Annotated in this window: 10 protein-coding genes, 2 tRNA genes and 1 rRNA gene; 2 read left to right on the top strand and 11 right to left on the bottom strand. The window is 47.9% G+C overall.

The annotated features are described in order from the left end of the window. Positions 1–356: 356 nt before the first annotated feature. From MARGE09_RS07270 to ffh, 9 genes are all read right to left on the bottom strand, one after another. Positions 357–432 (bottom strand) — tRNA-Ala (locus tag MARGE09_RS07270). Positions 433–520: 88 nt separating this feature from the next. Continuing rightward, positions 521–597: transfer RNA gene (locus MARGE09_RS07265), tRNA-Ile, on the bottom strand. 89 nt (positions 598–686) lie between these two features. Then, a 16S ribosomal RNA gene (locus MARGE09_RS07260) occupies positions 687–2,220 on the bottom strand. A 706-nt stretch (positions 2,221–2,926) separates the two neighbouring features. Next, positions 2,927–3,703, bottom strand: a complete 777-nt coding sequence (locus MARGE09_RS07255; RefSeq protein WP_236986674.1) for a DsbC family protein — start codon at positions 3,701–3,703, stop codon at positions 2,927–2,929. Positions 3,704–3,926: 223 nt separating this feature from the next. Next, complete coding sequence (gene rplS / locus MARGE09_RS07250; protein ID WP_236986673.1) at positions 3,927–4,286, bottom strand: 50S ribosomal protein L19; 360 nt, start codon at positions 4,284–4,286, stop codon at positions 3,927–3,929. 50 nt (positions 4,287–4,336) lie between these two features. Next, entirely contained in the window at positions 4,337–5,092 is a 756-nt protein-coding gene (gene trmD, locus MARGE09_RS07245; protein ID WP_236987334.1) for a tRNA (guanosine(37)-N1)-methyltransferase TrmD, read from the bottom strand. A gap of 41 nt (positions 5,093–5,133) precedes the next feature. Further along, on the bottom strand, positions 5,134–5,661 hold the full coding sequence (rimM, locus tag MARGE09_RS07240) for a ribosome maturation factor RimM (RefSeq protein ID WP_236986672.1): 528 nt from the start codon (positions 5,659–5,661) through the stop codon (positions 5,134–5,136). Positions 5,662–5,687: 26 nt separating this feature from the next. Beyond that, positions 5,688–5,948 carry a 30S ribosomal protein S16 gene (gene rpsP / locus MARGE09_RS07235; RefSeq protein WP_236986671.1) on the bottom strand — a complete coding sequence of 87 codons (261 nt, stop codon included), beginning with the start codon at positions 5,946–5,948 and terminating at the stop codon, positions 5,688–5,690. A gap of 258 nt (positions 5,949–6,206) precedes the next feature. Then, positions 6,207–7,580: a signal recognition particle protein gene (ffh, locus tag MARGE09_RS07230; RefSeq protein ID WP_236986670.1), complete on the bottom strand. Its 1,374-nt coding sequence runs from the start codon at positions 7,578–7,580 to the stop codon at positions 6,207–6,209. Positions 7,581–7,753: 173 nt separating this feature from the next. On the opposite strand from ffh, the gene MARGE09_RS07225 reads away from it, so the two are divergent. Further along, on the top strand, positions 7,754–8,542 hold the full coding sequence (locus tag MARGE09_RS07225; protein ID WP_236986669.1) for a cytochrome C assembly family protein: 789 nt from the start codon (positions 7,754–7,756) through the stop codon (positions 8,540–8,542). Positions 8,543–8,675: 133 nt separating this feature from the next. Further along, on the top strand, positions 8,676–9,950 hold the full coding sequence (locus MARGE09_RS07220; protein ID WP_236986668.1) for an HlyC/CorC family transporter: 1,275 nt from the start codon (positions 8,676–8,678) through the stop codon (positions 9,948–9,950). A 225-nt stretch (positions 9,951–10,175) separates the two neighbouring features. Here the strand turns inward: MARGE09_RS07220 and hemH are convergent, their stop codons facing one another. Together hemH and MARGE09_RS07210 are read right to left on the bottom strand one after the other, a co-directional pair. Next, positions 10,176–11,264, bottom strand: a complete 1,089-nt coding sequence (gene hemH, locus MARGE09_RS07215; RefSeq protein WP_236986667.1) for a ferrochelatase — start codon at positions 11,262–11,264, stop codon at positions 10,176–10,178. A 153-nt stretch (positions 11,265–11,417) separates the two neighbouring features. After that, the gene (locus MARGE09_RS07210) at positions 11,418–12,047 is read right to left on the bottom strand and encodes an FMN-binding negative transcriptional regulator (RefSeq protein WP_236986666.1); all 630 of its coding nucleotides are present in this window, start codon (positions 12,045–12,047) and stop codon (positions 11,418–11,420) included. Positions 12,048–12,060: the final 13 nt, after the last annotated feature.

The raw sequence follows: 12,060 nt of genomic DNA, 5'->3' as shown, positions 1-12,060 counted from the left end.
ACACACAAACTAAAGAGATAGTTCAGTTCTCGTCTTCATGTTTATTCATTACCGAAGTAATCAACAAACAACGAAGATAAGAATTAATGCAACGATATTTACACCGGATAGACATGCTTGAGATAAACTCATCGCTTTCATCATTCTTTCGAACAACAAAAACGCATTTCTATCGTTGTATATTACATTTTACAACTTCGCAATCCGTCTTGTTAAAGAGCTTAAAGCCGTGAAGACTTTAATCAATTATGTCTGATATAAAACCAGAAAACTAAATCCTGATAACATCTAAAATTTGAATTAGACGACCAAGCATTAGGTTTCTGATGTTATTTACAAGATTTAACAGTGAAAAATGGTGGAGCTATGCGGGATCGAACCGCAGACCTCTTGGATGCAAACCAAGCGCTCTCCCAGCTGAGCTATAGCCCCATTTAGCGATTTCTTGCTAATCGAGGCGGAGGTTTGCGACACATAGCCTGCTATGTGAGTAAATCTCCAACGAAGAGTAGCGAGAAATTGGTAGGCCTGGGCAGACTTGAACTGCCGACCTCACCCTTATCAGGGGTGCGCTCTAACCAGCTGAGCTACAGGCCTATATTTTCTAGGCCCGGTCTCGTGGACCTTTCACTGCCAATTCAGATCAAGCAATGCGTGTGAGCACTTATGTAATCGAAGTTATCGTTTAAGGAGGTGATCCAGCCCCAGGTTCCCCTAGGGCTACCTTGTTACGACTTCACCCCAGTCATGAATCACACCGTGGAGACCGTCCTCTCGAAAGTTAGACTAGCCTCTTCTGGTGCAACCCACTCCCATGGTGTGACGGGCGGTGTGTACAAGGCCCGGGAACGTATTCACCGTAACATTCTGATTTACGATTACTAGCGATTCCGACTTCATGGAGTCGAGTTGCAGACTCCAATCCGGACTACGAACAGTTTTATGGGATTAGCGACACCTCGCGGCTTAGCGACCCTTTGTACTGCCCATTGTAGCACGTGTGTAGCCCTACTCGTAAGGGCCATGATGACTTGACGTCGTCCCCACCTTCCTCCGGTTTGTCACCGGCAGTCTCCTTAGAGTTCCCACCATTATGTGCTGGCAACTAAGGACAAGGGTTGCGCTCGTTACGGGACTTAACCCAACATCTCACGACACGAGCTGACGACAGCCATGCAGCACCTGTCACTGATTTCCCGAAGGCACTAAGGTATCTCTACCGAATTATCAGGATGTCAAGAGTAGGTAAGGTTCTTCGCGTTGCTTCGAATTAAACCACATGCTCCACCGCTTGTGCGGGCCCCCGTCAATTCATTTGAGTTTTAATCTTGCGACCGTACTCCCCAGGCGGTCTACTTAATGCGTTAGCTGCGCCACTAAAACCTCAAGGGTTCCAACGGCTAGTAGACATCGTTTACGGCGTGGACTACCAGGGTATCTAATCCTGTTTGCTACCCACGCTTTCGCACCTCAGTGTCAGTATCAGCCCAGAGTGTCGCCTTCGCCACTGATGTTCCTTCAGATCTCTACGCATTTCACCGCTACACCTGAAATTCCACACTCCTCTGCTGTACTCTAGCTGCCCAGTTCCAAATGCAGTTCCCAGGTTAAGCCCGGGGATTTCACATCTGGCTTGAACAGCCACCTACGCGCGCTTTACGCCCAGTAATTCCGATTAACGCTTGCACCCTCCGTATTACCGCGGCTGCTGGCACGGAGTTAGCCGGTGCTTATTCTGCAGTTAACGTCAATCTTGTTGAGTATTAATCAACAAGCCTTCCTCACTGCTTAAAGTGCTTTACAACCCTAGGGCCTTCTTCACACACGCGGCATGGCTGCATCAGGCTTTCGCCCATTGTGCAATATTCCCCACTGCTGCCTCCCGTAGGAGTCTGGGCCGTGTCTCAGTCCCAGTGTGGCTGATCATCCTCTCAAACCAGCTACGGATCGTCGCCTTGGTGGGCCATTACCCCACCAACTAGCTAATCCGACTTGGGCTCATCCAATAGCAAGAGGTCCGAAGATCCCCCCCTTTCCCCCGTAGGGCGTATGCGGTATTAGCAGTCGTTTCCAACTGTTGTCCCCCACTACTAGGTAGATTCCCAAGCATTACTCACCCGTCCGCCGCTCTAATCAGTCCGAAGACCTTTCGCGCTCGACTTGCATGTGTTAGGCCTGCCGCCAGCGTTCAATCTGAGCCATGATCAAACTCTTCAGTTTAAATATAGCAATCTCGTTTATCGCCTAAGCAATAGATGAGATCAAATCTTTTTGAACGCAAATAACTTTTAACATCAAAAAAATAATTCTTAACGTTAATACTGCTGCATTACTGCTGCTGTGGTCACTTGCGTTAATTTTTTACTTACAATTACACAAGCGCCCACACGCTTTGCTTGATCTGTCTTGTTAAAAAGCGATAAGAGCGTTAAGCTTCTTATCCTTTACCCTTTCCGGCTGCGCCGTATCGGGGTTGCGCATTCTACGCTTTTCAGTGTTGCTTGCAAGCTTTTTTTCGATTTATTTTTCAGTGTTTTTTCGGCGACCTACCTAAAGATAAACAGCCAAACAAACAACCCGAATGAATAACGAATCATCTTGCCCTCAGCCTGACTGAGCGAGGCGCGCATTATACGCAGCGCCAAACGCTTTGCAAGCGAGTGATCAAATAACCTTAAAGATAAAAACACTTTAAAAACAACAACTTGACCTACTCAACGGACGCCCTAGAAACCCTTCTCGATGACGTTTACCCCGTGAGGAGGCGCGCATTATAGGCACTTAAATCATCCGCGCAAGCTCTTTTTTTATTAATGCTTTGATTTTTTTATTTACAGCGCCGAAACCAATAGCTAGCCACAACAAAAAAGGCCTCGCGACAGCAATGCCGCGAGGCCTTTTTTGTAACCACAATGTAGCCAGAAAACTACTTCAAACCTAAGCGCCCAGCCAACGCTTCTGGCTCAAGAAAGCCCGAGATCAGCTCACCATCTTCAAGCACCAATGCAGGGGTGCCAGACAAACCAATTTCACGACCCAGGTTATATTGCGCATCAATTGGATTTCCTGCACATACATTCTCTGGAATCTCTTCACGATTTTTCAGCTTTGTCATCGCCGCCTGCTTATCATCAGCACACCAAGCTGAGGCAACCTTTTTGTATGAGCCACTACCAATACCTGCGCGAGGATACCCTAGGTAAGCCACCTCAATACCAAGCTCATTCATCTTTGCCATATTGTGATGAAGCTTTTGACAGTAATAACAGTCGACATCAGTGAAAACATACATTCGCGCTTTTCTCTCGCCTTTAGCAGGAAAGATAATCATGTCCTTATCAGCAACAGATGCAACCGCCTTGGCGCGATCGCCATTGCGAGCTTCTTCCGATACATTCGTTATCTTATTGGGCTGAACGCGAAACAAATCACCCACTATAAAGTTTGCGCCATCAGCCGTACTATAAATATTGCTAGATGGCCCAACACTCACCTTATAGATCCCCGGCATCTCAGTTTTCTCAATGCCGTTTATAACAATCCCAGGCTTTGCCGCTTGCCAAGCAGCACCAATGGTCGCCTTTACCTTCTCTAGAGCCTCGTCGGCAACTACGCCCACGGAATACGTCACCGAGAGAGCCGCTATTGACACACAAGAAATCAGGCGCGATTTAATTTTTATCATATTCATTTTTTTACTCATACTAATTTCGAGAACCCTAGCGACAAAACGACAACAAAGGGGAAGGATAATTCTACTCAGGCGACAAGCGCTTTACCCTGCCAGCAAAAACCTGATACCTAGCTGACAGCGAGTCTAGCGCATTGTTCCTAAGTTTTTCCAGCACATAGCTCACACACCGCAAAACCATAAGTAACACACATAAAAAAAGCGGCCAAAGCCGCTTTTTTTATGTGTAATAAACTTACTTGCCCAACTTCTCTTTAATTCGAGCAGCCTTACCAGTCAATTCACGCAAGTAATACAACTTAGCCTGACGAACATCGCCGCGACGCTTAACGCTGATTTCGGCAATCTGTGCGCTGTGCGTTTGGAATGTACGCTCTACACCAATGCCGTGAGACATTTTGCGCACTGTAAACGCAGAATTCAAACCGCGGTTACGCTTACCAATAACAACACCTTCGTAGGCCTGAAGACGTGAACGCTCACCTTCAACAACACGAACCTGAACAACAACAGTATCGCCTGGGGCGAAATCAGGTACGTCTTTCTTGAGCTGCTCGTTTTCCAGCTCCTGGATAATTTTGTTCTTAGAACTCATGGCATGCTCCCGCTTATATATGTAGCTTCTCAGCTAGTAAAATCATTTATCTAATCTATTTTAAGGCCCTTGCGGTACTCGTCGAGCAGCGCTTCTTGTGCCTCATCCAATTCCATATCACGCAACAGGTCAGGCCTGCGCGCTTGCGTTCGCCTCAAAGACTGTTTAAGCCTCCAGCTAGCTATACGCTGATGATCTCCAGACAACAACTCCCTTGGAACACCCCGGCCGTCATGTACTTCCGGACGAGTGTAATGAGGGCAGTCTAAAAGACCATACTCAAATGAATCCTGACTTGCCGAAGCTGCATCACCCAGCACCCCCGGAAGTGTTCTCATTACTGCATCAAGCAGCACCATCGCAGGCAGCTCACCACCACTTACGACGTAATCACCAATCGACCACTCTTGATCGACACAAGCTTCTATAAATCGCTCGTCAACACCCTCGTAACGGCCTGCAACCAAGATAAGGTTTGAAAAGCTCGCTAACGATTTAACGCCAACTTGCGTTAACTGCTGCCCTTGTGGCGACAAATAAACAACCTTGCCAACAGCACCGGCGCTACTAAACTGCCAATCTTTTGCAGCATTGACCGCCGCCAGAAGAGGCTCCACACGCATTACCATGCCTGGGCCGCCACCATATGGCCTATCATCAACTGTACGATGCTTATCGGTTGTAAAGTCTCGCGGATTGAAAAACTTAAGCTTCACAATCCCGCTACCGGTTGCCCTGCGAGTAACGCCACTATCAGTAATGGCCCGAAACATCTCAGGAAACAACGTAACAACGCCAACATGCATTGCCGTATCACTTACAGCCGAGACGTCCCCTGAAGCACCCACTAAAATTCGGGATCCCAATCGACCAACATCTCACCAACAGCCAAATCAATAACACCAACAAACTCACCAGGCAGATAGGGCACTAAGCGTTCTCGATCATCAATTGAGCCCTCACAAGCAGCCACAATCAAAACATCATTCGCACCAGTTTCCATCAAATCTTTAACTTCCCCCAGCAAAACTTTATTTCCGCCGAATTCAGTAAAAACCTTTAAGCCTATAAGCTGATGCCAGTAATAATCGCCGCCATCTAAATTCGGCAACTGATCAATATCAACCTCAATACTGGCCTTGCCATAGGCTTCTGCCTTGTCGCGATCATCGCACCCCTTAATATGAACAATCAAACCTTGGGGGCGAAACGCGTAATCATCAACCTCTATTTCTTTTAAGCCATGTGCGGTTTTTAAAAACCAAGGCTTATAGCTGATAATGTTTTCAGTAGGCTCGGTATTAGATTTGACCTTAAGCCACCCCTTAATACCAAAAACACCCACCAAACGGCCTACGCCAATGCGATTACTCATAAGCTAGACCCAAAATACAATTAAGCTTATGCAGCTTCAGCAGCAACCTTGCTAGCATCTTTCAACAAACGGCTTACACGGTCAGACAATTGCGCACCGTTAGCAACCCAGTATTCAACGCGGGCAGTATCAACACGAAGACGCTCTTCTTGGCCGCGAGCAATCGGGTTAAAAAATCCAACACGCTCAATGTAACGACCGTTACGTGAGCTACGGCTATCGGTTACAGTCAAGTGGTAGAAAGGGCGCTTTTTAGAACCGCCACGCGCTAAACGAATGGTTACCATGTAAATCACTTCCAATTAATTGGTTTGAATAAGGTTTCGGGGCAAGTGCTTCGCACTTCAAATCAACAATAGCTTCATACTTATTAACCACTGATTATGGTAGTTAATAATCAACAACGGCTGAAAACACAGGTCCCGCGAAAGGCGGCGCATTTTACTGAAAAGCATACGCCGTGTATAGAGTTTGATCACTGATTTTTTGTTTTTTTAGTATTTAGGCGATAAAGCGGGCCTAGATCACACCCGCAAACACACTAATTAACGCATAGGAGGCAAACCGCCACCGGCTCCGCCAAGCATACCACTCATGCCTCGCATCATTTTAGCCATGCCGCCGCCCTTCATTTTTTTCATCATCTTAGCCATTTGCTTATGCTGCTTAAGCAAACGGTTTAAATCTTGAATGTCGGTACCTGAGCCAACCGTAATGCGTCGCTTGCGCGAACCATTGAGAATATCTGGGTTTCTACGCTCAGCGGGTGTCATAGAGTTGATAATCGCATCCATCTGCTTAAACTGAGAGCCCACATTAGCCTGCTCTGCCATTTGCGCAATATTCCCCATACCAGGCAGCTTTTCTAGGACGGAGCTCATACCACCCATATTCTGCATTTGCTGAAGCTGATCACGCAAATCTTCCAAGTCAAACGACTTTCCCTTTTTAACCTTTTGAACAAGCTTATCAGCCTTATCTTTATCAAGCTTAGACTCGGCCTGTTCAATCAGTGACATCACATCGCCCATCCCAAGAATGCGCGATGCTAAGCGCTCAGGGTAAAACGGCTCCAAGGCCTCAACCTTTTCGCCCACCCCCAAGAACTTGATGGGTTTGCCTGTAATATGGCGAACAGATAAAGCAGCGCCACCACGTGCATCGCCATCCGCCTTGGTTAGCACCACCCCGGTTAGCGGTAACGCCTCATCAAACGCTTTGGCTGTATTGACCGCATCTTGACCAATCATGGCGTCAATCACAAACAAGGTTTCAACAGGGGTGATAGCCGCGTGCAGACCTTTAATTTCGTCCATCAACGCATCATCGATGTGCAGCCGGCCCGCCGTATCGACGATTACCACATCAACAAAGCTTTTCTTGGCTTGCGCAATGGCGCCATTGGCAATATCAACGGGCTTTTGGTCCGCACTAGAGGGGAAGAACTCCGCGCCCACTTCAGTCGCTAGCGTTTCCAACTGCTTAATAGCTGCCGGACGGTAAATATCCGCACTAACAACCATTACTTTTTTCTTTTCTTTTTCCTGCAAGAATTTTGCAAGCTTAGCGACCGAGGTCGTCTTACCTGCCCCTTGCAAGCCAGCCATTAAAACTACAGCTGGTGGTTTAGCGGCTAAGTTCAGCGTTTCATTCGCCTCCCCCATCACGCTGGTTAGCTCGCTTTCTACAATTTTAAGAAATTGCTGACCAGGATTAAGAGCCCGAGAAACCTCTTGCCCAAGCGCACGCTTGCGCACCTGATTCACAAAAGCTTTAACAACAGGCAATGCAACATCTGCCTCAAGCAAGGCCTTGCGCACTTCGCGCAAAGTTCCCTGAATATTGTCGTGATTAAGGCGAGCCTTACCTGTGATTTTACTGAGCGATTGACTTAAACGGTCTGAAAGATTCTGAAACATAAGCGCATCTTTTGCGGTATAAGAAAAATTTGGGGACGAATTATAGCGGTATAGCGCAGTAAAAACGACTCATGCGCGACTTTTGCACCATATCGCTCAAGACAATGCTTGCCAAGCCACCTTTACAGACACTAACCTACGCGCTTTATATACGGATTGCAGCAAAACACGCTATGCCTATTACACTCACTCTAGCTTTGTACTGTTCTGCTTGGTTTCTGCTTATTCGCTCCTTAAAGCAACGAAAAAGCCAACCTCCGATTATCGTGCCAGTACTGCTTGCCCTCGCCCTTGCCTGCCATGCCTATGGGGCCTACAGCCTTATTGCCACACCCTATGGCTACGACTTTAACCTATTCCGCATAGCGCCATTATTTTTCTGGGTTGCCAACTTGCTGGTTTTGGCCAGCAGCATCCGCAAACCACTGTATAACATGTTTGTATTGCTACTACCCTTTACTGCGCTTTCACTACTGTGCGCGCTCTTTTTTGCTAGCGCCAGCCACAATGTTATTCAACTTAGTGGCGGTGTACTCACACACATAGTGCTATCTATCTTTGCTTACAGCACACTTACCATCGCGACAATTCATGCCCTAATTTTGTCCTACCAGAACAACCAACTCCATAACCGTCATGCAGGCGGCCTAGTACGCTTGCTACCGCCATTACAAACAATGGAAGCATTGTTGTTTGAGCTACTGTGGACAGGCCAAATATTGCTGACCGTGGCAATTGCCTCTGGCGCAATATTTGTTGACAACATGATGGCTCAGCATCTGGCTCACAAAAGCGTCTTCTCTGCGCTAGCTTGGCTGACTTACTCTGTTTTGTTGTGGGGACGACACCAGCTTGGCTGGCGCGGCAACATAGCTGTTCGCTGGACATTGGCCGGCTTTGGCTTTTTGATTTTGGCGTATTTTGGCTCCAAATTTGTGCTTGAAGTACTGCTCAGCAAATAGGGTTTTGATAACCTGCACGCCGGTATCAAGCCGCCTAAATTGTGAACAGTGCGCCAATGTAATATATAGCTCTTGCGCCGCTCTTCTATCTGGTACAACATAGCGCGCTCAGTTTAAACGAGCCACACATCTCTTGGACGACATTCCTTTACAAGTACTGTTTATAGCACTGGCAGTATTACTTATTCTCTCTGCCTTTTTCTCCAGCTCTGAAACGGGCATGCTTTCGCTCAACCGCTATCGGCTGCGCCACCTGATTAAGAAACATCACAAAGGTGCCGTAAGAGCTGGCAAGCTTCTCGAGCGACCCGACCGCTTACTTGGCGTTATCCTAATAGGCAATAACCTCGTTAATATCTACGCCACAGCAATTGTGACTGTTATTGGCGTGCGCCTCTACGGCGATGCCGGCGTAGCAATTGCCACCACATTACTCACCATTGTGGTGCTGGTATTTGCTGAAGTCACACCAAAGACTCTGGCCGCACTTTACCCCGAAAAAGTCGCGTTTCCTGCTACCTTTATTCTTAAACCGTTACTTTGGCTGCTTTACCCTGCAGTATGGGTCATCAATGGCTTTTCAAACGGGCTTGTTCGCCTACTTGGAGCAGACCCTACAGGGAAAACTGGCGGAGACCACCTACACCCCGACGAGCTTCGCACCGTTGTGGATGAGGCTGGCGACTTAATTCCAGATCAACACCAAGGCATGCTGCTCAATGTATTAGACCTCGAAAAAGCTACGGTCGAAGACATTATGATTCCGCGCAACGAAATTGTCGGCATCGATTTAGAGCACGACATGAAGGCAATACTAGAGCTTATACGCACAACCGACTACACTCGGCTGCCGGTATATGAAGGTGATATCAATAACGTTGTTGGCGTGCTGCATATGCGCAAAGCCACCCGCTTTTTACGCGGCGCCGACCACGACATCACCGAGAAAGATATTCGCGAACACATGTCGACGCCTTACTTTGTACCAGAATCCACACCGCTGCATATTCAGCTGATGAATTTCCAAAAAGAAAAGCGCCGGCTCGCCATTGTGGTTGATGAATACGGCGAGGTTCAAGGTGCCGCAACCTTGGTCGACTTACTTGAAGAAATTGTGGGCGAATTCAGCACCGATGGCAGCGATGGCACAGAAGAAGAAATTACCGACCTCCATAACGGCTGGTACCTTATTGATGCCACAACCTCAATGCGCGACATCAATAAGCAGCTTGGCTGGTCACTACCGACTGACGGTCCCAAAACCATTAACGGCCTTGCCTTTGAATACCTCGAAAGCATTCCTGACGGGCCTTGCAGCTTTACCTTAAAAGGTTACCGTTTCGAGCTTACCCGCATCGGCGATACCATGATCGAATCCATGAAAGTTAGCTCCCTTGCGGATAGCTAAATACAAAGCTAAATACAAAGTAAATATTCAGCCATGCTCAAACAGGCCAGCAAACTGATCATTTTCTGGGCCGCTCAAGCCATCCTTTGACCCTATGCAAGCGTTCTAGACGCTTGAATGCCCAGAAAACAATCAATTCGCCTTTGGGCTGACCATCATCATTTCGCACCCACCTAAATAGTTACAATACAAAAAACTAGGGCGCCCAATTGGCACCCTAGTTTTTTAGCTTTTTTGATTATGTGGGCAGGATTTGGCCCTGTGGCTGCGCTGCTCTAGTGCTGCATCATCCTCAACGTCCCATCCCATTAACTGCTCTTCAATCAGCTCGGTAAGCGCTGCTATATGACCGTCATCGCTATTGAGCGCCGGTATGTATTCAAAGGTTTTACCGCCTGCCCCCAAAAAGTAATCGCGATTTTCTTCGCCAATTTCTTCGATAGTTTCCAAACAGTCGGCAGGAAAACCAGGGCAAACCACCTGCACATGCTTGACACCCGATTTAGGTAAAGCCTGCAGAGTATGGTCGGTATACGGCTGCAACCAAGGCTCGCGGCCAAAACGCGACTGAAACGTCGTCATATATTGCTCGCCCTCCAAACCAAGCTCTTCGGCAATAAGGCGCGAGGTTTTCAAACACTGGCAATGATAAGGGTCGCCATTGTGCAAATACTTAAGCGGCACCCCATGGTAAGAAAACAACAGTTTTTGAGGGCGCTTATGGTTGCTCCAGTAATCGCGAATACTATTTGCCACCGCTTTGATGTAGGCCGGTTTATCACAATATTGATTCACAAAGCGCAACTCAGGCAACCAGCGCCGGCCACAAAAATCAGCAGCTATGGCATCAAACGTTGAGCCTGTCGTGCTGCCTGAGTACTGCGGGTACATAGGCAGCACAACTAGTTTACGCACACCTTGCTGCAGCATCTCATCCAGCACCGAAGCAATAGACGGGTTGCCGTAACGCATGGCATGGGCAACCACATACTGCGCACCTTTAGCCGCAAAGCGGGCTGCCAGTTTTGTTGCTTGCGCCTGGGTGTGCACCGCCAAAGGGGACCCTTCCTCCGTCCACACACCGCGGTAAGCCTTTGCAGAACGCGGCGGCCGTATGCGTAAAATGACACCATGCAGCGCAAACTTCCATATTAAACGCGGCACCTCTACCACCCGCGGGTCTCCCAAAAACTCGGCCAAGTAGCGCCTTAATGCCGAGGTCGTCGGCGCATCTGGTGTGCCAAGGTTAGTAATCAAGATGCCAATTTTATCGGCTTGATCATGGGAAAAAGCATGTGGATTTTTATATTTCACATTACGCCCTTAAACTCTAAGAATTCCAAGAAAGCTCTAACTACGCAGCCAACCTCAACTAAGATCAGCCGCCATCAGCAATATCTACAAAACCAAGCCCGCAAAGGTACACGCTGAGCACACCAAAACCAAGCTACCCACAAAAGGACTGAATCAATCTCCAATACCGAGACCACATTGCTGCATATAATCAGCCAACGCACTTGCATCATTACGCGAAGATGACCGCAGCGCCTGAAAAACACCTTGCTGATCCTCTTTGCTGCGCTGCTGCCCCAATTTTTCACGGCCATCAACACGCGACACAGCAATTTCAAAACCCACCACCGCCGCAAGTAAACGCTGCTGATACTCGGCAGTCACAATAGCACGGTCGTTCAGCAACGCCGGCTCGTACTGTTGCATTAAGCCCTCAACGATATCAATCGTCTCATCTTCACTTACGAAGCGCAAAGTACCACGCATATGCACTGCGGCATAATTCCAAGTAGGCACATTAGGCCCGCCGGCATACCACGTAGGTGAAACATAAGCGTGAGGGCCAGAGAAAATCACCAATACCTCTTGACCATTTAGCGCCTTCCAGTGCGGATTAGCCTTAGCAAAATGCCCAGCCAAGCGAAAAGGCTTTTCAGCATCATCAGAACAAGAGCCATCAAGTAGTAAAAAAGGCATATGCGTCGCCTCTAAATCAGCCGACACCAACACGCCAAAACCAAACTCATTAACAAAGGTTACTATCCGCTCGCGCTCTGCAATGACTTGCCCCCTAGGTAAATACATTTAATGTCCTTAA

The organism is Marinagarivorans cellulosilyticus, from assembly GCF_021655555.1.
Classification (GTDB): domain Bacteria; phylum Pseudomonadota; class Gammaproteobacteria; order Pseudomonadales; family Cellvibrionaceae; genus Marinagarivorans; species Marinagarivorans cellulosilyticus.
This window is presented reverse-complemented; position numbering and strand designations above follow the sequence as displayed.

Coding starts and splice junctions, on each gene's coding strand:
- MARGE09_RS07210 (WP_236986666.1), bottom strand. CDS start 12,047: ATGTATTTACCTAGGGGGCAAGTCATTGCAGAGCGCGAGCGGATAGTA.
- ffh (WP_236986670.1), bottom strand. CDS start 7,580: ATGTTTCAGAATCTTTCAGACCGTTTAAGTCAATCGCTCAGTAAAATC.
- rpsP (WP_236986671.1), bottom strand. CDS start 5,948: ATGGTAACCATTCGTTTAGCGCGTGGCGGTTCTAAAAAGCGCCCTTTC.
- rimM (WP_236986672.1), bottom strand. CDS start 5,661: ATGAGTAATCGCATTGGCGTAGGCCGTTTGGTGGGTGTTTTTGGTATT.
- MARGE09_RS07225 (WP_236986669.1), top strand. CDS start 7,754: ATGCCTATTACACTCACTCTAGCTTTGTACTGTTCTGCTTGGTTTCTG.
- trmD (WP_236987334.1), bottom strand. CDS start 5,092: ATGCATGTTGGCGTTGTTACGTTGTTTCCTGAGATGTTTCGGGCCATT.
- MARGE09_RS07255 (WP_236986674.1), bottom strand. CDS start 3,703: ATGAGTAAAAAAATGAATATGATAAAAATTAAATCGCGCCTGATTTCT.
- rplS (WP_236986673.1), bottom strand. CDS start 4,286: ATGAGTTCTAAGAACAAAATTATCCAGGAGCTGGAAAACGAGCAGCTC.